Genomic DNA, 21,248 nt, shown 5'->3' on the forward strand with positions numbered 1-21,248 from the left:
AGCGACGAGAGGCGGGCGGCGGCGAGCGACGAGAGGCCAGCGACGAGCGCGGGCGGCCAGTGACGGGAGGCGGGCGGCGGGAGGCGAGATCCTCGGTGGGACATCGCCTGGAGGCGTTTTCGGGGAGGGTGGTTGCCTGTGCGTGGTGGACCCGGAGGTCGGTGGGGGTTCTGCTCGGGGGCAGGCGCTCGGGGTCAGGCCAGGAAGCCGAGTTGGGAGGAGAGTTCCTTGGCCGCGATGCGCATCGCGCCGACGACCTCGCGCATGCGCTTGCGGGAGAAGCGGTAGGACGGGCCCGAGGCGCTCAGCGCCGCGATGACCTCGCCCTCCTGGTTGTAGACCGCCACCGCCGCGGCGTTGAGGCCGAGTTCCAGCTCCTCGTAGCTCGTCGCGTAGCCGTCCCGGACGATCAAATCGAAGTCCTTGCGGAGTTGGCTTGCGCTCGTCACCGTTCGGGTCGTGTAGCGCTCCAGCGGCCGGACCAGCAGCTCGTCCTGGTCCTCGCGGGGCGCGTGCGCCAGCAGCACCTTGCCGCTGGAGGTGGCGTGCAGCGGTGTGCGCTGGCCGACCCAGTTGTGCGCGGTGACCGCCGCGGTGCCGCGCGCCTGGCTGATGTTGATGGCGACGTCGTAGTCCCGGATCGCGATGTTGACCGTCTCGCCCAGGTCGGCGGCCAGCGACTCGCAGAACGGTCGACCCAACCTCGGCAGGTCCATCCGCTCGGTCGCCGCTCCGGCCAGCCGGACGATGCCGAAGCCGATGGCGTACTTGCCGCGTTCTCCCAACTGTTCCACCAGACCGCGCGCTTCCAGCACGCTGACCAGCCGGGAGGCCGTCGACTTGTGCACTCCCAGCTCCCCGGCGATCTCGGTGATGCCAGCTTCGCCGTTGCGCGCCAGCAGTTCCAGGACGGTCACAGCCCGGTCGACGGACTGCACCAGAGCGCCAGAACCCCTTCCGCGATCTTCCGCTGCGCTACCCACCGGTTAACCGTATCCGCTCGTGGTGCACATACCAGAACCATCCGTTGTCCCTCTTGACGTTGTCGCAACAAAAGGGTCAGATTTGTTGCACATACTACGCGCTGTTCCTCATTGTGCAACGGAGGTCGGCTTGTTGTCATTCCCCGTGGCCGCACCGGCCGTGATCCCGGCATGAGGGCGGTCGCCGTCGTCGGAGCTTCGGTGGCGGGGTGGCGGGCCGCGCAGGAGTTGCGCGAGCAGGGCTTCGACGGGCGGCTGGTGATCATCGGCGCAGAACCGCACCGCCCCTACGACCGGCCCCCGCTGTCCAAGGAGTTCCTCGCCGGGGCCCTGCAACCGGAGGAGCTGGCGCTGGGCAGCGAGCAGGAGGAGGCCGATCTCGCCGCGGACTGGCGGCTGGGCACCGCGGCGGTCCGCCTGGACACCCGGCGCGGCGCGGTGGTGCTCGCCGACGGCAGCGAGGTCCGCGCGGACGGGGTCGTGCTGGCGACCGGTTCGGCGCGGCTGAGCCTGCCGGGCACCGACGAAGCTCCCGGCTGCCACCGCCTGCGCACCGTCGACGACGCGCTCGCGCTGCGCGCGGACATCCGCGCGGGGGCGCGGGTGGTCGTGGTCGGCGGCGGGTTGATCGGCACGGAGATCGCCTCCAGCTGCCGGGCCCTCGGCGCGCAGGTGACGCTCGTCGACGCGCAACACCTGCCGCTGGCGCGAACGCTGGGCATCGAGCTGGCTCCGCTGTACTTCGCCCAGCACGAGGACCACGGCGTGCGGGTCCGCTGCGGAACCCCCGCCAGGCGGGTGCTGGTCGAGGACCGGGTGACCGGCGTCGAGCTGGCCGACGGCCGGGTGCTCCCGGCGGACGCGGTCGTCGTGGAGGTCGGCGCGGAGCCCGCGACGCGCTGGCTGCGCGGCTCCGGCCTGAAGCTCCGCGACGGCGTGGTCACCGACTCCGGCTGCGTCACGGCGTTGCCGAACGTGGTGGCGGTCGGCGACATCGCCCGCTACCAGCCGCCGCACCGCCAGCGCACGGTCCGCAGCGACCACTGGTCGACGGCGATGAACCAGCCGCCGGTGGCGGTGCGGAACCTGCTGGCGGGCAGCACGGTGGCGACCTACACCGGCGTCCCCCACTTCTGGTCCCGCCAGTACGGCTCGACCCTGCAGTTCGCGGGTTACGCGGGCCCGAAGGACCGGATCACCGTGGTGGAGGGCTCCCTGGCCTCCCGCCGCTTCGTGGCGACCTACCACCGCGGCGGCCGCCAGGTGGCGGTGCTGGCGATGAACAGCCCGAAGCGGTTCGCCACCCACCGCCGCCGCCTCGTCACGGCCCTCACCCACCCCGCGGCACCGGCCCGCGCCTGACCGGGCGGTCCGTCACCTCCCGGTGAACTCAGCCATCGCGTCCAGCAGCACGCTGGCCAGGTAGTTCGCGTAGGAGTTGCGCACCAGCAGGCGGTATTCCGGTTCCGGGCCCAGCTGCCAGAGGACCACCTGCGCCCGGCCCACCAGGGTCTGCGCGCAGTGGCCCGGGGTGAAGGCCCGCGGGTGCAGGTCGAGCGAGCACAGCTTCTCCAGGACTTCCCGCGACATCCGGCCGGACAGCCGGAGGGTCGTCCGGTTCGCCGAGACGTCCACAGTGGACCCCAGGGAGTCCGCGAGCGCTTCGCCGAGGGCGGCCACCAGGTGCGGGGCCCGGCCGTCCGGACCGACCAGCAGCCACTCGTCGGGGCCGAGCCAGAGCGCCGCCGCGGTCTCGTCGCCGGAGACCAGGTTCGGTTCGTGGTGCGGCAGCGCCAGGTCCAGCGCGTGCTCGACGCGGGCCACCGCCGGGCTGCCCGGGTGGACGCGCAGGTTGACCTGGGTCAGGAACGGTTCCTCGGCCAGCCGGACGTCCCGGCCGCCGCCAGCGGCGAGCTCGGCGGCCCGGTCGGCGAGCGGGCTGCGGCGCAGGGCACCGGTCCTGCGCGGGCTAACGACCGTCACGGCGAGCTCCTCCCACGTCGTAGAACACCGGCTCGGTCACCTCGACCGGGATGCGCCGACCGGCGACCGGCACGTGCAGCACCTCGCCGATGCGCTCGCGGCCGCCACGGACCAGCGCCATCGCGAAGGTGCGGTCCAGAACCGCACTGCGGTAGCTGGAGGTGACGTGCCCGAGCATCGGCACCGGCGGTTCCAGCGGCACGTCGGGTTCCACCAGCTGCGCGCCCTCCGGCAGCAGTTCGCCGGGCTCCACCGGGAGCAGGCCGACCAGCTGCTTGCGGTCGGGTCGGGCGGTGTCGGGGCGGGTGAAGGAGCGCTTGCCGATGAAGTCCTTGCGCCGGGACACCACCCAGTCCATGCCCAGGTCCTGCGGCGTCACCGTGCCGTCGGTGTCCTGCCCGACGATCACGAAGCCCTTCTCCGCGCGCAGCACGTGCATGGTCTCGGTGCCGTAGGGCGTGATGCCGAGGTCCTGGCCCGCGTCGTAAACCGCTTCCCACAGCGCCAGGCCGTACCAGGACTCGACGTTGACCTCGTAGGCCAGCTCGCCGGAGAACGAGATCCGGCTGATCCGGGCCGGGATCCCGCTGGCCAGCTCGGTGTCCCGGAACTCCAGGAAGCCGAACGCCTCGTTGGAGACGTCCAGGTCCGGGGCGAGCCGGGCCACCACCTCCCGCGAGTCCGGCCCGACCACGGCCACCGCCGCCCACTGCTCGGTCACCGACGTGCAGTGCACGGCCAGGTGCGGCCACTCGGTCTGCAGCCACTCCTCCAACCACTCCAGCACCTTCGCCGCGCCGCCGGTCGTGGTGCTCATCAGGTAGCGGTCCTCGGCCAGCCGCATCGACACGCCGTCGTCGAAGACCATCCCGTCGGCGGTGCACATGACGCCGTAGCGGGCCTTGCCGACCGGGAGCTTGGCGAAGGCGTTGGTGTAGACGCGGTTGAGGAACTCCGGCGCGTCCGGCCCGACGACCTCGATCCGGCCGAGGGTGGACACGTCCTGCACCGCGACCCCGGTGCGCGCCGCCAGGCATTCCCGGCGCACTGCTGCGGCCATGTCCTCACCGGGCCGCGGGTAGTACCGGGGCCGCTTCCACTGGCCCACGTCCTCGAACACCGCGCCGTGCGCCACGTGCCAGGAGTGCATCGGCGTGGTCCGCACCGGGTCGTGCAGTTCGCCCCGGTCGCGCCCGGCCAGCAGCGCGAACGGCACCGGCGCGTGCGGTGGGCGGAACGTCGTGGTGCCCACCTCGCCCGGTGACTGCGCGCCCAGGGCTTCGGCGATGACGCCGATGGCGTTGACCCCGGAGGTCCCGCCCTGGTCGCTGCCGGTGCCGATGGTGGTGTACCGCTTGATGTGCTCGACCGAGCGCATCCCGGCGCCGACCGCCCGCTGCACGTCGGCGACCGCAGCGTCCCGCTGCAGGTCGACGAAGTGCTGGGACCACTGCGCCGGTTCCCCGGTCTCGCCCGGCACCACCCACACCGGTCGGGGTGGGGCGACCGGCCGGTCCCCGGTCACCGGCGGCACCGGCGGGGCCGCGGTGCGGAAGCCGCTGGCGGTGGCCGCCTCCGCACCGGCCGCCAGCCCCTGGGCCAGGCAACCGGCGAGGTCGTAGGTGCCGCGAGCGGCGCCGATCACCTTGGGCCGCCCGGGTTCCTGCTCCGGCACGAACCCGGCGACCAGCCGGTCCCAGCGCAGCGCACCGCCTGCCTGGCTGAACAGGCCGACCGACGGGTTCCACCCGCCGCAGACCGCCAGCAGGTCGCACTCGACGTCGACCGGCGTCCCCGCGCCCTCGACGCCGCCGATGCGCGCCGACGTGATGCGCCCGTTTCCGGTGGTCCCGATGACTGCCGAGCCGGTGAGGACCCGCGCACCCAGCGAGTCCGCGAGGTCGACCAGCCGTGGTGGCGGCTGCGGGCGGGTGTCGACCACCGCGCGGACCCGGGCGCCAGCCGCGGCGAGGTCGGCGGCGGTCTGGTACGCGCTGTCCGAAGTGGTCACCACGACCGCGTCGCGGCCGGGCAGCACCGCGAACCGCTTGAGGTAGGTGCGCACCGCCGAGGCGAGCATGATGCCGGGCCGGTCGTTGTCGGCGAAGACCATCGGCCGCTCGTGCGCCCCGGTGGCCAGCACCACCCGCTGCGCGCGCACGTGCCACAGCCGCTGGCGGGCGCCGCGGCGTTCGGCGATCAGCAGGTAGTTGTGGTCGTAGTGGCCAACCGCGGTCGCGCGGGTGAGCACCCGCACCTCCGGCAGGTCGACGAACTCCCTCGCCGCGCGGGAGATCCACTCCCCCGCGTTGCGGCCGTCGATGCGCTCGCCGCCGTCCAGCAGCGCCCCGCCGAGCTCGCGCCCCTGCTCGACCAGCAGCACCCGGGCGCCGCTGCGCCCGGCCGCGAGCGCGGCGGCGATCCCGGCTGGACCAGCGCCGACCACCACGACGTCGGCGTGCACGTACTTCTTGTCGTGGACCACGGGATCGGGCGCCGCGCTGAGCCAGCCGATCCCGGACAGGCTGGCCACCTGCAGTCCGTCGCGCAGCTCCAGGGTGGTGGCGGGCACCATCGGTTCCGGACTGCCGTTGAGCACCTGGACCAGCGCGTTGGGTTCGGTGCCGTCGGCGGTGAGGATGCCGCGCGGCCGGTCCCGGTAGATCGACGGCCCGACCTCGACGCGGCCGTGGGCGAGCAGCGCCGAGGCCAGCGTGTCGCCGGGGTGTCCGGTCAGCTCGATGCCGTCGACGGAGAACCGCAGGGTGCGGGTGCGGTCGATGCGACCGCCCTCGCGCAGCCGTGTCATGGCACCACCTTCTCGGGCCGCATCTCGTTGGTCCCGGTGTCCCGGACGACGGTGAACCAGCGGCGGCACCCCGCCACGTGGGCCCAGCGCTCGTGGAACAACCCGCGCGGGTTGTCGCGGACGAACAGGTATTCCGCCCACTGCGCGTCGTCCAGCTCGGCGGGGTTGTCCGGGAAGTCGACGTGGGCCTGCCCGCCGTAGTGGAACTCGGTCTCGTCCCGGTCCCCGCACCAGGGGCAGCGGATCAACAACATCGGGGACTCCCCTCCTGGTCTCCCCGGGAACCCCCGTGGGAGTCACGGTCAGTGGGCGACGGCGGCGGCACCGTGCTCGTCGATCAGGGCACCGGTCCGGAACCGGTCCAGGCCGTAGGGCTCGTTGAGCGGGTGCGGGCGGCCGGTGGCGATGGTGTGTGCGTACACCCAGCCCACGCCCGGTGTCGCCTTGAAACCGCCGGTCCCCCACCCGCAGTTGAGGTAGAGGTTCTCGTACGGCGTGGGGCCGATGATCGGCGAGGCGTCCGGCGTGACGTCCACAGTGCCCGCCCAGGTCCGGATCACGTGCGCCTTGGCGAAGATCGGGAACAGCTCCAGCGCCGCCGCCATCTGCCGCTCGACCACGTGCACCGAGCCGCGCTGGCCGTAGCCGTTGTAGCTGTCGATGCCCGCGCCCAGCACCAGCTCGCCCTTGTGCGCCTGGCTGCAGTAGACGTGCACGTGGTTGGACATCACCACGCACGGGTGGACCGGCTCCAACAGCTCGGACACCAGCGCCTGCAGCGGGTGGCTCTGCAGCGGCAGCCGCAAGCCGAGCTGGTCGGTGAGCAGCGAGGTCCGCCCAGCCGCGGCCAGCGCGACGCGACCCGCGCTGATCGCCCCCTGCGAGGTCCGCACCCCGGTGACCCGGTCGCCGTCGAGGAGGAACCCGGTGACCTCGCAGTCCTGGACCAGGTCCACGCCCATCTCGTCGGCCTTGCGGGCGAACGCCCAGGCCACGTGATCGTGCTTGGCTATGCCGCCGCGGCGTTGCAGGGTCGCGCCCAGCACCGGGTACCGGACGTCGGCGGACAGGTTCAGGATCGGGCACAGCTCGGCGATCTCCGCGGGGTCGCCCCACTCGGCGTCGATGCCGTTGAGCTGGTTGGCGAACACCCGCCGCCGCGCGTCGCGCACCTCCTGCTCGGTGTGCGCCAGGTTGAGCACGCCGCGCTGGCTGAGCAGGAAGTCGTGGTCGAGCTCGGCGGGCAGCTGCTCCCACAGCCCCAGCGCGTGGTCGTAGAGCGCGGCGCTCTCGTCGAAGAGGTAGTTGGAGCGGATGATCGTGGTGTTGCGGGCCATGTTGCCGCCGGCCAGCCAGCCGCGCTCGAGCACCGCGACGTCGGTGATGCCGTGGTTCTTCGCGAGGTAGTAGGCGGTGGCCAGACCGTGGCCACCGGAACCGACGATCACCACGTCGTAGTGCCGCTTCGGTTCCGGGTTGCGCCACAGCCTCGGCGGCGGCTCGGGCAAGGGGGTGGTGACCACCGCGGCCTCCAACGCGAACGACGGGAGTGACCAGTGGACTTCAGGGCGAACTGATATATCAGTATGTGGGGTAGGCTACGAGACGTGTGCGCAGCCGTCAATTCTCGATCCGGCGAACAGCCGTCGCAGGCCGAGCTCGCCTACCTGACCTTGCGCGACATGATCCTGACCCTGCGGCTACCGCCCGGCTCCCCCGTGCCCGAGGAACCGCTGACCGGTGAGCTCGGCATCGGGCGCACCCCGTTCCGGGAGGCCGTCAAGCGGCTGGAGGCCGAGTCGCTGGTGGTGATCTACCCGCGCCGCGGCACCTTCGTCACCGAGGTCAACATCACCGACCACGCGCTGATCGCCGACGTGCGCCACCGCCTGGAGGGCCACGCGGCGCGCCGCGCCGCCGAGCGGGCCACCGAGGCCGAGCGGTCCGAACTGGACGAGCTGCGCGCGCTCGCCGAGGACCTCGGCGGCGAGCAGCCGGTGATCATGGACGTCGACGCCCGGGTGCACCGCGCGATCTACCGCTGCACCCACAATCGCTACCTGGAAACCACTCTCGGCCACTACTACAACCTGGCCCTGCGCATCTGGCACCTGTTCTTCGACCAGCTGCCGAACGTGGCCGAGCACGTCGGGGAGCACGCGGAACTGCTCAAGGCGATCATCGCCGCCGACGCCGACCGGGCCGACCGCATCGCGGTCGCCCACGTCGACCATTTCGAGAAGTCCATCCGCCAAGCCATCTGACGCCCCGCACCACCGCAGTTTCAATTGAAACTGCGATCCACCGTGGCTGCTGATCGCAGTTTCAATTGAAACTGCGGACCACCTAGGTACCCGAGCGCGGTGATCGGCGCGGGGTTTTCCTTCGGGGGTAACGGGATCGGGCTGGTCCGATCGTGTCGATCGTCGCCCGGAGAGGTCAGCGCGGGGCCACTGGTCGTTGCTGCCGGAGGGACTTCCGACCCCGATCCGGCCGATTGTCGAATTGGCCCTCCCGTGTCCTTGACGCGCCCCCTCCCGGAGGCGCACGGTTGCGGTATACGCAGGGAGTTGTCGTAGACGCAACAAGGCGGCAGCTATGGATTCCAGCGCCCAGGTACTCCTCATCGGCGCGGGCATCGTGGGATGCAGCACCGCTTACCACCTCGCGCGCCTCGGCCTCACCGACGTCATGGTCGTCGAGCAGGGACCGCTGCCGGCCACCGGCGGTTCCAGTTCGCACGCACCGGGCCTGGTCTTCCAGACCAACCCGTCCGAGACGCTGAGCAGGTTGGCCACCCGAACCGTCGAGACCTACGCCGGTCTGGAGCTGGACGGCCGCCCCTGTTTCCACCAGGTCGGCGGGATCGAGGTGGCCACCACCCCGGAGCGCTGGGACGACCTCAAGCGCAAGCTCGGCCTGGCCACCGCCTGGGGCATCCACGGTGAGCTGCTCGACCCGCGCCAGGTGCAGGAGCGGATCCCGCAGATCGACGCGAGCCGCATCCACGGCGGGCTGCACGTGCCCACCGACGGCATCGCCAAACCGGTGCGCGCCGCCGAAGCGATGGCCCGCGAGGCGCAGCGGCTCGGCGTGCGGTTCGCCGCCAACACCGAGGTGATCGGGTTCGACGTCCGGGGCGGGGAGGTCCGCGCCGTGCGCACCAACCGGGGTGACGTCGCGGTTCAGACCGTGCTGTGCTGCGCCGGGATCTGGGGTCCGAAGATCGGGGAGCTGGCCGGGGTGTCGATCCCCGTGCAACCGCTCGCCCACCAGTACGCGGTGACCGGCTCGGTGCCGGGCCTGGTGGCCGCGCGCGACGAGGTGGACCAGCCGATCCTGCGGCACCAGGACCGGTCGATGTACTTCCGGCAGATCCACGACCGCTACGGCATCGGGTCCTACCAGCACCGGGCGATCCCGGTGGACAGCAGCGAGATCCTGCCCACCGCGGCTCCCGGCGGCGGTGCGGAGGCGCCGTCCGAGGGCGGCGGCTGGAAGGGCATGGCCTCGGTGCAGCCGTTCACCCCGGAGGACTTCGCCGATCCGTGGCAGGACGCCTGCGACCTGCTGCCCGTGCTGCGCCGCACCGAGGTCACCGAGGGCATGAACGGGCTGTTCCTGTTCACCGCCGACGGCATGCCGGTCCTGGGGCCGTCCAAGGAGATCGACAACTTCTGGGTCGCCGAGGCCGTGTGGATCACCCACGCCGGTGGGGTCGGCCAGGTGGTGGCGCAGTGGCTGGCCGGGCAGGTGACCGACATCGACCTGCGGCAGGCCGACCTGCGCCGCTTCGAGGACTTCGCGCACAGCCCGTCCTACGTGGCCGAGCGCGGGGCGCAGAGCTTCCGCGAGGTCTACGACATCATCCACCCGCAGCAGCCGCCGGAGCACCCGCGCCCGCTGCGCACCAGCCCGTTCCACGACCGCCAGCGCGAGCTGGGCGCGGTGTTCCTGGAGGCCAACGGCTGGGAGCGGCCGCACTGGTACGAGAGCAACAAGCCCCTGCTCGAGGGCCGGGACATCGCCCAGCCCGGGCCGTGGGCGGGGCGCTACTGGTCCCCGGTCGTCGGCGCCGAGCACCAGGCAACCCGCGAGCGCGTGGCGATGTACGACATGACCTCACTGGCCCGGGCGGAAGTCACCGGGCGCGGCGCGCTCGACCTGCTGCAGCGGTTGACCACCAACCAGCTCGACCGGCCGCCCGGCTACGTGACCTATGCGCTGATGTTGGAGCCCACCGCCGGGATCCGCGCGGACATCACGGTGGCCCGGCTGGAGCGGGACACCTTCCAGGTCGGCTGCAACGGTCCGCGCGACATCGCCTGGCTGCGGCGGCACGCCGACGAGACCGCGCAGGTCCGCGACATCACCGGCGGCACCTGCTGCATCGGGCTGTGGGGGCCGCGGGCCCGTGCCGTGCTCGCCGAGCTGGCCGACCGCGACGTCTCCCACGACGCGTTCCGGTTCTTCCGCGCGCAACGCCTGCACGTGCGCGAGGTGCCGGTGGTCGCCCTCCGGCTGTCCTACGTGGGCGAACTCGGCTGGGAGCTCTACACCTCGGCGGAGTTCGGCCGTCGGCTGTGGGACCTGCTGGCCGGGGCCGGTGCCGAGCACGGGATCTTCCCCGGCGGGCGCGGCGCCTTCAACGGGCTGCGCCTGGAGAAGGGCTACCGGGCCTGGGGTGCGGACATGTGGAGCCTGCACGACCCCGACGAAGCGGGCCTCGGCTTCGCCGTCAAGACCGGCAAGGGCGACTTCATCGGCCGGGACGCGCTGCTGCGGCGCCGGGAGAGCGCCCCGCGCCGGAAGCTGTGCTGCCTGACGATCGACGACGGCACCGTGCTGATGGGCTCCGAGCCGGTGTTCGCCGACGGCGAGCCCGTCGGGTTCACCACCAGCGCCGGTTACGGGTACAGCGTCGGCGCCAGCCTCGCCTACGCCTGGCTGCCCGCCGAGCTGGCCCACCCGGGCACCCCGGTGCGGGTGTCCTACTTCGACGAGCCGCACCCGGCGACGGTGGCCGCCGACCCCGTGTTCGATCCCGAGATGACCCGAATGCGCTGCTGACCAGCGGGTTCGACGTGACCCGAGCCCGACCGCCGGGACGACCAGCGGTGCGGGTGCCCGCTACCCACCACCCGGACCTCCGAAGGAGCCAGCCATGAGCACCAACCCGAACCCCGGAGTCCTGCTCTACCCGCGCATCCGCAAGTCGCCGTTCTTCTACGCCTCGCGGCAGCACGGCGTCGGCCTGTACAGCGTCTACAACCACACCTACCACGCGCGGCACTACGGCGACCCGGTCGGCGAGTACTGGGCGCTGCTGGAGGGCGTCACGCTGTGGGACGTCGGCGTCGAGCGGCAGGTGGAGATCACCGGGCCCGACGCGTTCGAGTTCACCAACATGCTCGTCCCGCGCGACCTGAACAAGTGCAAGGTCGGGCAGTGCAAGTACGTGTTCGTCACCGCCGAGAACGGCGGCATCATCAATGACCCGGTGCTGCTGCGGCTCGGCGAGAACCACTTCTGGCTGTCGCTGGCCGACAGCGACGTGCTGCTGTGGGTGAAGGGGCTGGCGCACAATCTCGGGATGGACGTGCAGATCCGGGAACCGGACGTGGGACCGGTGCAGGTCCAGGGGCCGAAGTCCCGCGACGTGATGGTGGACCTGTTCGGCGAGTCCATCCTCGACGTGCCCTACTACTACGCGGTCGAGCAGGAGCTGGACGGCATGCAGGTGGTGGTCTCCCGCACCGGCTACACCGCCGAGCTGGGCTACGAGATCTACCTGCACAACGCCAGCCACGACGGGGTGCGGTTGTGGGACGCCATCTGGCAGGCGGGCGAGCCGCACGACCTGCGGGTGATCGGCCCGTGCCACATCCGGCGCATCGAGGCCGGGATCCTGTCGTGGGGCTGCGACATCACCTACGACACCAACCCGTTCGAGGTGGGCTACGGGTTCGAGAAGACCTGGATGGTCGACCTGGACCAGGAGGCGGACTTCATCGGCAAGGCCGCGCTGCAGCGGATCAAGGCCGAGGGGATCAGCCGCAAGCTGGTCGGCGTGGAGATCGGCGGACCGGGCGTGGGTTCGTTCAACGACGGCGAGATGATCGACGTCTTCGACGTGCACGACCCGCGCGGCCTGCGCATCGGCGAGGTCACCTCGGCCTGCTGGTCGCCGCGCATGGAGCGCAACATCGGCTACGCCATGGTGCCGATCGCCTACCACGAGCTGGGCACCGAGCTGGTGGTGCACACCCAGCACGGCCCGCAGGAAGCGGTGGTGGTGGAGAAGCCGTTCCTGGACCCCACCAAGGACATCCCCAAGGCCCTGGTCCGCACGGCGTAGGGAGGTGCGGTGCGATGACGGCCAACGCCGAACTCCTGGAGCAGTCCTTGACCAGCGCCCGGTTCGAGGTGCTGCCGCTGAGGGGTGCGGTCGCGCAGGCTGAGCTGCTGCCCGCCGGGACCACCGTGACCGTCACGGCCTCGCCCGCCAAGGGCATCGAGGCGACCCTGGACCTCGCCGCCCAGCTGCGGGAGCGCGACCTGCACGTGGTGCCGCACCTGGCGGCCCGGATGGTCGGCGACCGCTCGCACCTGACCGCGCTGCTGGACCAGCTGGACGAGCTCGGGATCACCGAGGTCTTCGTGGTGGCCGGGGACTCCGCCGAACCGCGGGGGCAGTTCCCGGACGCGCTGGCGCTGCTGCGCGCGCTGGACGAGCTCGGTCGGCGCCCGGCGCGGGTGGGCATCACCGGCTACCCGGAGCGGCACTCGTTCATCGCCGACGCCAGCACCGTGCGGGCCATGGCCGAGAAGGCCCGCTACGCCGACTACGTCGTCTCGCAGATCTGCTACGACCCGCGCACCGTGGCGGACTGGCTGCGGGCGGTGCGCGCCCGCGGGGTGCTGCTGCCGATCCACGTCGGCGTGCCCGGGGTCGTGGACGTGCACCGGCTGCTGCGGATCTCGCTGAAGATCGGGCTGGGCGAGTCGATGCGGTTCCTGCGCAAGCAGCACGGCGTGGTGTCGAAGCTGCTCACCCGCTACACCCCGGACGAGCTGCTCGACGAGCTCTCCCCCCACCTCGTCGACCCCGCCGCCGGTATCGCGGGCTGGCACTTCTTCACCTTCAACGAGATCGCGAAAACGGTGCAGTGGCGCCACGACCTGGTCGCCCGGCTCCGGGAGGTACCGGCATGAACATCCCCTCCGACCTCGACATCTCCCGCTCCACCGCGCTCAAGCCGCTGGCGGACGTCGCGGCGCAGCTGGGACTCGGGGAGCACCTGCTCGAACCGTACGGGCGCAGCGTCGCGAAGATCTCGCTGGACGCGCTGGAGGAGCTGCCCGAGGAACCGACGGCCCGCTACATCGTGGTCTCGGCCATCACGCCCACCCCGCTGGGCGAGGGCAAGACGACCACGACGGTGGGGCTCGGCCAGGCGTTGCGGCACCTCGGCAAGCGGTCCGCGATCGCCGTCCGGCAACCGTCGATGGGCCCGACGTTCGGCATCAAGGGCGGCGCGGCCGGTGGCGGCTACAGCCAGGTGGTGCCGATGGAGGCGCTGAACCTGCACCTCACCGGCGACATGCACGCGGTCACCGCGGCCCACAACCTGCTGGCCGCGATGCTGGACAACCACCTGCACAAGGGCAACGCGCTGGGCATCGACCCGCACCGGATCACCTGGCGGCGGGTGCTGGACGTCAACGACCGCGACCTGCGCAGCATCGTCACTGGCCTCGGTGGACGGGCCGACGGCACACCCCGGCAGACCGGCTTCGACATCACCGCGGCCAGCGAGGTGATGGCGGTGCTGGCGCTGTCCACGTCGCTGCGGGACCTGCGGCAGCGGCTGGGCCGGATCGTGGTGGGCTACACCCGCGACGGCGAGCCGGTCACCGCCGAGCAGCTGCGCGCGGGCGGGGCGATGGCGGTGATCATGCGCGAGGCGATCAAGCCGAACCTGATGCAGACCACCGAGAACACGCCGGTCCTGGTGCACGCCGGGCCGTTCGGCAACATCGCGCACGGTAACTCCTCGGTGGTGGCCGACCGGATCGCCAGCCGCTGCGCGGACTACCTGGTGACCGAGGCGGGCTTCGGTGCGGACATGGGTGCCGAGCGGTTCTTCAACATCAAGTGCCGCACCTCCGGCTTGCGCCCGGACGCGGCGGTGCTGGTGGCCACGGTGCGCGCGCTGAAGGCGCACTCCGGGCGGTACAAGGTGGTGGCGGGCAAGCCGCTGCCAGCCGCGATGCTGGCGGAGAACCCGGACGACGTGCGCGCCGGGGCGGCGAACCTGCGCAAGCAGATCGACAACATCCGGCTGCACGGGGTCTCGCCGGTGGTGGCGGTCAACGCCTTCCCCACCGACTACCACAGCGAGCACGACGCGATCCGCGAGGTCGCCGAGGCCGAAGGCGCGCGGGTCGCGGTCAGCAACCACTTCCTGGAAGGCGGCAAGGGAGCGGTGGAACTGGCCGAGGCGGTGGTGGCGGCGGCCGAGGAGCCGAGCGGTTTCCAGCTCCTGTACCCGGATTCGGCGGACCTGCGCAGCAAGATCGAAACGATCGCGACGAAGGTCTACGGAGCCGACGGCGTGTCCTACCTCCCGGCGGCGGCCCGAGCCCTGGACGCCTACGAGGCCAACGGCTACGGCGACCTCCCGGTCTGCATCGCCAAGACCCACCTCTCGCTGAGCTCGGACCCCACCCTCCTGGGTGCCCCGACGGGCTGGACCCTCCCGGTCCGCGAGGTCCGGGCCTCGGTCGGAGCGGGCTTCGTCTACCCGATCTGCGGCGAGATGCGCACCATGCCAGGCCTCGGCTCCCACCCGGCAGCGGAGTCCATCGACCTCGACGAGGACGGCAACATCACGGGCTTGAGCTGAACCCGTTCCGCTCGGCCCGAACCCCGCGCAGGAAGGTCCGCAACTCCTGGGGAGGTCGGATGAGCGACTTCCCCCGGAGTTGCGAACCCCCGTCCCGTTCGCCTGACCGTCAGAGCTGGGAGCCGCCGCCGTCGACGACGAGTTCGGCTCCGGTGGTGTAGGTGGCGTCGAACGCGAGGAAGGCCACCGCCTTGGCGACCTCGGTCGGGGTTCCCATCCGCAGCATCGGGTTATCCGCGGTCATCTGGGCCTTGGTCTGCGCGGCCGCCTCCGCGGGCAGCGACTTCTCCAGGATCCCGGAGTCGATCGGTCCGGGGCTGACCGCGTTCACGCGGATCTTGCGCGGCAGCAGTTCCCTCGCCAGGCTCCGCGTCATCGAGCGCAGCGCCGCCTTGCCTGCCGCGTACGCGCTGAGCATCGGCACGCCCAGCGCGTTCGCGACCGAGGTGGTGACCACCACGCCACCGCCCTCCACCAGCAGCGGAGCGAGCCGCTGCACGGTGAAGTACGGGCCCTTGGCGTTGATGGCCAGCAGCCGGTCGAAGAGCTCCTCGTTTGTCTCCTCGAACGGTGCGAAGCCGTTCACCCCCGCGTTGGCGAACAGCACGTCGACCGTGCCGAACTCCGCTTCCACCCGTTCGGCCAGCTCGTCGATGTCGGACAGCGATCCCGCGTCGCTGCGGACCGCGACCGCGTTGTCGCCAAGCGAGTCGCGGGCGGTGTCCAACGCAGCCTGGTTCCGCCCGGTGATCAGGACGCGCGCCCCCTCGTCGGCGAGCAGCCGCGCGGTGGCCAGGCCGAAGCCGCTGCTGCCTCCCGTGATCACGACCTTCTTCCCCACGTACTTGCCCATGTCGTTCCTTCGTTGCCGGTTCCAGGTCTTGTCCGGTGCGGACGTCACCGAGTCAACAGCCCGCTGACCTGGGCGTCCAAGACCTGTTCCGCACCCCGCTATGCGCGAGCGGCATAACGCCTAAGGTGTGGGGGTGGCCGCCAAGGACTCCCCGCCGGACTTCGACCTGAGGCTGATCCGGTACTTCACGGTCGTCGCCGAGCACCTGAACTTCTCCCGCGCGGCGGATGCCCTGCACGTCGCCCAGCCGTCCCTGAGCCGCCAGATTCGGCGGCTGGAGGACGTCCTCGGCGTGCGCCTGCTGGAACGCACCACCCAGGGCACCACCCTCACCGCCGCTGGTGCGGCTTTCCTCCCGCGAGCGCAGGAACTCCTGCACGCGGCCCACCAAGCGGCACTCGTCGCGCGCGCCGCCGCGCCGCCCCGCGCGATCACCATCGGGTACCTCGAAGACCTCGTGATCACGCCCGCGGTGCAGGACCTACGCCGCCGCCACCCGGACGCCCACGTCCGCACCCGGCACCTGGACTGGGACGAAGCACGTGCCCTGCCCGACGGCCAGGTCGACGTGCTCGTGGCCCGCACCCCGTTGCCAATCGACACCGATGACCTGCACGTGACGGTCCTCTACGACGAGCCCCGGGTGCTCCTCGTGCCCGCCGCCCACCGCCTCGCGGGCAAGGAGTCGGTCGGCCCAGGCGACTTCGCCGACGAACCGCTCGTCGCCTGCGCCGGGATGGCCGCGGTGTGGACCGGGTTCTGGCGCCTCGAGCCCCGCCCGGACGGCAACCCGGCCCCGCTCGGCCCGATCCTGGTCGAAACCTTCGAGGACAAGCTCGAAGCCGTGGCCGACGGACGCGCGATCGCCATCGCACCGGCCGACGACCGCCGCAGCACCCTCCGCGACGACCTGGCCAGAATTCCCATCGACGGCATCGAGCCGTGCCAGGTCGCCGTCGTCACCCGCGCCGACGACCCCGACCCGCTCGTCTCCCACTTCGTCGAATCCGCCCTCGACCTCCTCAAGGGCGGCAACCGCTCAACCCACAGCTGACCCCGGAGCGCGGACACAACCCCGCCCTGCCGGAGGGCCAAACGAAGGTGGAGGGCATTTCCAACCCGGAGCTGCCCTCCATCTGTCGCCCGCTCAACTAGCCCCCTCAGCCCAGGTCGAACCGCCCAGCCTTCAGTGAGTGGATCAACGCGACTTGTGCACGCGGGGAAACCGCTAGTGCCGGGCCGCTCGGGTTCTTCGAATCCCGCACTGCGAGGAACGTCGAGGTCTCCCCGACCTCGACGCATTCCGAGCCTTGAGCCCCGCGGCTGCTCTTGCGCCACCGGATCGACAAGTCTGATGCCCGGTCAACGTGGTTCACGTCAGATCCTCCTGCTCAGCCCTGGATGCCGAGGCGAAGGTGTTCTGTGTGGTAGACCGCTTCGTCGAGGAGTTGGGCGACGCACGGTTTTTTGCTGCTGCGCCGACGTTCTCGAGAAGCAGGCCCGCACTGTGGCGGACCTCGACGAGATGTTGCTGGAGCCAAACGGATTACGACCAACGAGGGTCGTGTGGTCTGGTCCGACACACAAAGCTTCCCAACCGCGCACTGGTGCGGTGGGGTCGACGTGGGTGCTGATCGCGCTCACGTCGAGGTGGAGGTGGAGTTCCGTGGCTCAGGAGCAGTGGGACGTGTTGTCCGGGGTGGGCATCACCGCGCTGATGGTGGCGGCGGCCAGGGCACTGGAGTCCGCGCGGGCGGACCGGTTGGTCGACGACCCCTACGCGGGCGCGTTGGCCCGCTGCGCGGGTGCGCCCGTGCCGACCGCCGAATCCGACTTCAGCCCGCGGTTCCGGGACGCGGTGGGCTACATCGGCCTGCGGTCCCGCGTCCTCGACGACTTCCTCACCCGGGCCGCCACCGACGGCATCGCGCAGGCCGTGGTCCTGGCGTCGGGGCTGGACACCCGGGCGTACCGGCTGGCGTGGCCACCCGGGTTCGAGCTCTTCGAGATCGACCAGCCGAGGGTGCTGGCGTACAAGGACGAAGTGCTCGCCGCTGAAGGCGCCGAGCCGCGCTGCGCCCGCCGCGCCGCTGGCGTGGACCTGCGCGACGACTGGCCCGCCGCGCTGCGCGAGATCGGGTTCGACCCGGCGCGGCGCACCGCCTGGGTCGCCGAAGGCCTGCTCCTCTACCTGGACGCCGCCACCGAGCGGTCGCTGGTGCGCCGGGTCACCGAGAACTCCGCCCCCGGCAGCCGGATCGCCGTCGAGGACCTGGTCACGAAGCGCTCGGCGCTGCTCGACGACGAATCCGTCCAGGCCTCGCAGCACTGGGGCGTCAACCTGGACGAGCTGGTCAGCCAGGAGGACCGCCCGGAGCCCGAGGTGCTGCTCGCCGAGCACGGCTGGACGGCCGAGCGCGAGGAGTTCAGCAGCGCCGCCCGGCGGTACGGCCGCGAGCTGAGCGGTCACGCGCGGGGCATGTCCGAGGTCAGCAGCGTGGTGACCGCGGAGCTGTGATCAGCGGACCACGACCACCGGGCAGGCCGCGTGGTGGACCAGCTTGAGGGCCACCGAGCCGACCATCATTCCGGTGAAGGCTCCGTGGCCCTTGTTGCCCACCACCAGCAGGTCAGCCTGCTTGGACAGCCCGACCATCTCGTCGACCACGTGGCCGCGGATCAACCGGGCGCGCAGGTCCACCGACGGGAACTCGGCCTTGATCCGGTCCACCGCCGCGTCCAGCGACTTGCGGGCCCGCTGCTCCAGCTCGGCGTCCGGCGTCGGCATCCGGTACCCGAACTGGACGGGCTGGTGCCAGACCATGGCGGCGTGCACGATGCCGCCGACCTCCTTGACCTGGTTCGCCGCCCAGCGCAGCGCCCGGATCGACTCGTCCGATCCGTCCAAGCCGACAACGACGGTCTGCGGCATCGCGGGGCTCCTCCCGACGGGGGCTTGCCGATCTTGCCCGGATAGTAGGCCAGCACCGCCACCGACGCCACCGCCCCAGGAGGGGCGTCAGAGCTGGTTGACCTCGGTGATGCGCAGCACCGCCGACCCGGCTTCGTCGGATGCGGCGAGGTCGACCTCCGCGCTGATGCCCCAGTCGTGGTCCTCGTCTGGGTCGGCGAAGATCTGCCGGACCAGCCAGCGGTCGGCCTCCTCGGTGATCATCAGCAGCGCCGGGCCGCGGGCGTCCGGGCCCGTGCCGATCTCGTCGTGCTGCTCGAAGTACTCCTCCAGCGCGTCCGCCCACGCGTCGGCGTCCCAGCCGCTGTCGCCGTCGAGCTCGCCGAGCTCGTCGTAGCGACGGCGGGCCGCCAGCTCCACGCGGCGGAACAGCGCGTTGCGCACCTGGACGCGGAAGGCCCGCTTGTTCGCCGTGACCCGCTCCGGCCCCTCGTCCACCGGTGCCGCCGTCGGCTCGGCGCCCGGGTGGCGCAGCTTCTCCCACTCGTCCAGCAGGCTGGAGTCGACCTGGCGCACCAGTTCGCCCAGCCACTCGATGATGTCGGTGAGCTCCTCGGTCTTGGCGTCGTCAGGCACCGTGTGCCGCAGGGTCTTGTAGGCGTCGGCGAGGTAGCGCAGCACCAGGCCCTCGGAGCGGGCCAGCCCGTAGTGGTTGACGAACTCCACGAAGTTCATCGCCCGCTCGAACATGTCGCGGACCACCGACTTCGGCGACAGCTCGTGCTCACCGACCCACGGGTGCCCCTTGCGGTAGGTCTCGTAGGCGGCGTCCAGGAGTTCGGCCAACGGCTTGGGGTGGGTGATCTCCTCGAGGAGCTCCATCCGCTCGTCGTACTCGATGCCGTCGGCCTTCATCTTCGCCACGGCCTCACCGCGAGCCTTGAACTGCTGCTGCGACAGCACCTGCCGCGGATCGTCCAAGATGGACTCGACGACCGACAGCACGTCCAGCGGGTAGCTGGGCGAGTCGACGTCGAGCAGCTCGATGGCGGCCAGCGCGAACGGCGACAGCGGCTGGTTGAGCGCGAAGTCGAACTGCAGGTCCACGGTCAGCCGCACCCGGCGGCCCTGCTCGTCGGGCTCGTCGAGCTGCTCGACCACGTCGGCGGCCAGCAGCGCCCGGTAGATCGCGATGGCGCGCAGGATGTGGCGGCGCTGCGTCGCCCGGTCCTCGTGGTTGTCCTCCAGCAGATGGCGCATCGCCGCGAAGGCGTCGCCGGGCCGGTTGATGACGTTGAGCAGCATCGCGTGGTTGACGGTGAAGCTGGAGCGCAGCGGTTCCGGCTCGGCGCCGACCAGCTTCTCGAAGGTCTTCTCGCTCCAGGACACGAAGCCCTCGGGCGCCTTCTTGCGCACCACCTTGCGCTTCTTCTTCGGGTCGTCCCCGGCCTTGGCCAGCGCCCGCTCGTTCTCGATCTCGTGCTCCGGCGCCTGCACCACCACGTACCCGGCGGTGTCGTAGCCCGCGCGGCCCGCGCGCCCGGCGATCTGGTGGAACTCGCGCGCCTTCAGGTGCCGGGTGCGCACCCCGTCGTACTTGGTCAGGCCGGTGATCAGCACGGTGCGGATCGGCACGTTGATGCCCACCCCGAGGGTGTCGGTGCCGCAGATGACCTTGAGCAGCCCGGCCTGCGCGAGCTGCTCGACCAACCGCCGGTACTTCGGCAGCATCCCGGCGTGGTGCACCCCGATGCCGTGCCGCACCAGCCGGGACAGCGTCTTGCCGAACCCGGCGGTGAACCGGAAGTCGCCGATCGCCTCGGCGATCTGGTCGCGCTGCTCGCGGGAGGCGACCTTGACGCTCATCAGCGCCTGCGCCTGCTCCAGCGCGGAAGCCTGGTTGAAGTACACGACGTAGACCGGCGCCTGCTGCCCGGCCAGCAGCTCCTCGATGGTCTCGTGCAGTGGCGTCTTGGCGTAGCGGAAGGTCAGCGGGATCGGGCGCTCGGCGGAGGTGACCACCGCGGTCTCCCGGCCGGTGCGCCGGGTGAGGTCCTCCCGGAAGAACGCGACGTCGCCGAGGGTGGCCGACATGAGCACGAACTGGGTGCGCGGCAGCTCCAGCAGCGGCACCTGCCAGGCCCACCCGCGGTCCGGCTCGGCGTAGAAGTGGAACTCGTCCATCACGACCTGGTCCACGTCGGCGCGGTCGCCGTCGCGCAGCGCGATGTTGGCCAGGATCTCGGCGGTGCAGCAGATGATCGGGGCATCGGCGTTGACGCTGCTGTCGCCGGTCATCATGCCGACGTTCTCCGCGCCGAAGACGTCGACCAGGGAGAAGAACTTCTCCGACACCAGCGCCTTGATCGGCGCGGTGTAGAAGCTGCGCTTGCCCGCGGCCAGCGCGGTGAAGTGCGCGCCGGTGGCCACCAGGCTCTTCCCGGAGCCGGTCGGGGTGCTCAGGATGACGTTCGCCCCGGTCACCACCTCCATCAGCGCTTCTTCCTGCGCCGGGTACAGCTCGATGCCCTGGCCGGTGGTCCAGGTGGTGAAGGCGTCGAGCAGCGCATCGGGCTCGGGCGTGTCAGTCGCGGGGAGGTGGTCGGTGAGCTTCATCGTCCTCCCATCGTCCCTGCACAACCCCGGCCCGATCGACCCGGGGTGGCCGAACCCACGTCGAGCCCCGCCACCACCTCCAGCCGCGGCGAGCCCCCACCCGATCGAGGCGACGATCCCCCGCCCCGACGCACCACCGGCGTGTCGGGCTCCCGACACACCCGAAGTCCGCAGTTTCAACTGA

Annotated in this window: 17 protein-coding genes; 8 read left to right on the top strand and 9 right to left on the bottom strand. The window is 71.4% G+C overall.

The features are described 5' to 3' along the window. Positions 1 to 194: 194 nt before the first annotated feature. Positions 195 to 938, bottom strand: coding sequence for an IclR family transcriptional regulator (locus ABT324_RS30025; protein ID WP_351184302.1), 744 nt, complete (start codon positions 936 to 938; stop codon positions 195 to 197). A 216-nt stretch (positions 939 to 1,154) separates the two neighbouring features. Here ABT324_RS30025 and ABT324_RS30030 point away from each other — a divergent pair, with 216 nt between their 5' ends. Continuing rightward, a complete protein-coding gene (locus ABT324_RS30030; protein ID WP_351184304.1) occupies positions 1,155 to 2,345 on the top strand; it encodes an NAD(P)/FAD-dependent oxidoreductase in 1,191 nt (396 codons plus the stop codon). A 12-nt stretch (positions 2,346 to 2,357) separates the two neighbouring features. On the opposite strand, the gene ABT324_RS30035 is transcribed toward ABT324_RS30030, so the two are convergent. The 4 genes from ABT324_RS30035 to ABT324_RS30050 are packed head-to-tail and all read right to left on the bottom strand — an operon-like array spanning position 2,358 to position 7,298. Beyond that, the gene (locus tag ABT324_RS30035; protein WP_351184306.1) at positions 2,358 to 2,966 is read right to left on the bottom strand and encodes a sarcosine oxidase subunit gamma; all 609 of its coding nucleotides are present in this window, start codon (positions 2,964 to 2,966) and stop codon (positions 2,358 to 2,360) included. Continuing rightward, the gene (locus ABT324_RS30040; RefSeq protein ID WP_351184308.1) at positions 2,953 to 5,775 is read right to left on the bottom strand and encodes a 2Fe-2S iron-sulfur cluster-binding protein; all 2,823 of its coding nucleotides are present in this window, start codon (positions 5,773 to 5,775) and stop codon (positions 2,953 to 2,955) included. The genes ABT324_RS30035 and ABT324_RS30040 overlap by 14 nt, the downstream gene beginning before the upstream one ends. Beyond that, positions 5,772 to 6,029: a sarcosine oxidase subunit delta gene (locus tag ABT324_RS30045; protein ID WP_351184310.1), complete on the bottom strand. Its 258-nt coding sequence runs from the start codon at positions 6,027 to 6,029 to the stop codon at positions 5,772 to 5,774. Before ABT324_RS30045 ends, ABT324_RS30040 begins: the two co-directional genes overlap by 4 nt. A gap of 48 nt (positions 6,030 to 6,077) precedes the next feature. Then, the gene (locus tag ABT324_RS30050; RefSeq protein WP_351184312.1) at positions 6,078 to 7,298 is read right to left on the bottom strand and encodes a sarcosine oxidase subunit beta family protein; all 1,221 of its coding nucleotides are present in this window, start codon (positions 7,296 to 7,298) and stop codon (positions 6,078 to 6,080) included. A gap of 84 nt (positions 7,299 to 7,382) precedes the next feature. On the opposite strand from ABT324_RS30050, the gene ABT324_RS30055 reads away from it, so the two are divergent. The 5 genes from ABT324_RS30055 to ABT324_RS30075 all read left to right on the top strand — a co-directional run bounded on the left by ABT324_RS30055 (position 7,383) and on the right by ABT324_RS30075 (position 14,684). Continuing rightward, positions 7,383 to 8,039 (top strand): GntR family transcriptional regulator, encoded by a 657-nt coding sequence (locus ABT324_RS30055; protein WP_502949823.1) that lies wholly within the window; start codon positions 7,383 to 7,385, stop codon positions 8,037 to 8,039. Between the two features lie 334 nt (positions 8,040 to 8,373). Beyond that, positions 8,374 to 10,845, top strand: coding sequence for a GcvT family protein (locus ABT324_RS30060; protein ID WP_351184316.1), 2,472 nt, complete (start codon positions 8,374 to 8,376; stop codon positions 10,843 to 10,845). 94 nt (positions 10,846 to 10,939) lie between these two features. Continuing rightward, the gene (locus ABT324_RS30065) at positions 10,940 to 12,133 is read left to right on the top strand and encodes a glycine cleavage T C-terminal barrel domain-containing protein (protein WP_351184318.1); all 1,194 of its coding nucleotides are present in this window, start codon (positions 10,940 to 10,942) and stop codon (positions 12,131 to 12,133) included. 14 nt (positions 12,134 to 12,147) lie between these two features. Then, entirely contained in the window at positions 12,148 to 12,990 is an 843-nt protein-coding gene (locus ABT324_RS30070) for a methylenetetrahydrofolate reductase (RefSeq protein WP_351184320.1), read from the top strand. Then, positions 12,987 to 14,684 carry a formate--tetrahydrofolate ligase gene (locus ABT324_RS30075; RefSeq protein WP_351184322.1) on the top strand — a complete coding sequence of 566 codons (1,698 nt, stop codon included), beginning with the start codon at positions 12,987 to 12,989 and terminating at the stop codon, positions 14,682 to 14,684. Before ABT324_RS30070 ends, ABT324_RS30075 begins: the two co-directional genes overlap by 4 nt. Positions 14,685 to 14,793: 109 nt before the next feature. On the opposite strand, the gene ABT324_RS30080 is transcribed toward ABT324_RS30075, so the two are convergent. Further along, complete coding sequence (locus tag ABT324_RS30080; RefSeq protein WP_351184324.1) at positions 14,794 to 15,537, bottom strand: SDR family oxidoreductase; 744 nt, start codon at positions 15,535 to 15,537, stop codon at positions 14,794 to 14,796. Positions 15,538 to 15,670: 133 nt separating this feature from the next. Between ABT324_RS30080 and ABT324_RS30085 the strand changes: the two genes are divergently transcribed. Continuing rightward, a complete protein-coding gene (locus ABT324_RS30085) occupies positions 15,671 to 16,591 on the top strand; it encodes a LysR family transcriptional regulator (RefSeq protein ID WP_351184326.1) in 921 nt (306 codons plus the stop codon). Positions 16,592 to 16,697: 106 nt separating this feature from the next. Here ABT324_RS30085 and ABT324_RS30090 read toward each other — a convergent pair whose 3' ends face one another. Beyond that, positions 16,698 to 16,913 (bottom strand): DUF397 domain-containing protein, encoded by a 216-nt coding sequence (locus ABT324_RS30090; RefSeq protein ID WP_351184328.1) that lies wholly within the window; start codon positions 16,911 to 16,913, stop codon positions 16,698 to 16,700. Positions 16,914 to 17,203: 290 nt separating this feature from the next. Between ABT324_RS30090 and ABT324_RS30095 the strand changes: the two genes are divergently transcribed. Further along, positions 17,204 to 18,055, top strand: a complete 852-nt coding sequence (locus ABT324_RS30095; RefSeq protein WP_351184330.1) for an SAM-dependent methyltransferase — start codon at positions 17,204 to 17,206, stop codon at positions 18,053 to 18,055. Here the strand turns inward: ABT324_RS30095 and ABT324_RS30100 are convergent, their stop codons facing one another. Next, a complete protein-coding gene (locus tag ABT324_RS30100; RefSeq protein WP_351184332.1) occupies positions 18,056 to 18,469 on the bottom strand; it encodes a universal stress protein in 414 nt (137 codons plus the stop codon). A gap of 87 nt (positions 18,470 to 18,556) precedes the next feature. Continuing rightward, entirely contained in the window at positions 18,557 to 21,064 is a 2,508-nt protein-coding gene (locus tag ABT324_RS30105; protein WP_351184334.1) for a DEAD/DEAH box helicase, read from the bottom strand. Between the last annotated feature and the right edge of the window lie 184 nt (positions 21,065 to 21,248).

The sequence above is a fragment of the Saccharopolyspora sp. NPDC000359 genome (genome assembly GCF_040300525.1).
Taxonomy (GTDB): domain Bacteria; phylum Actinomycetota; class Actinomycetes; order Mycobacteriales; family Pseudonocardiaceae; genus Saccharopolyspora.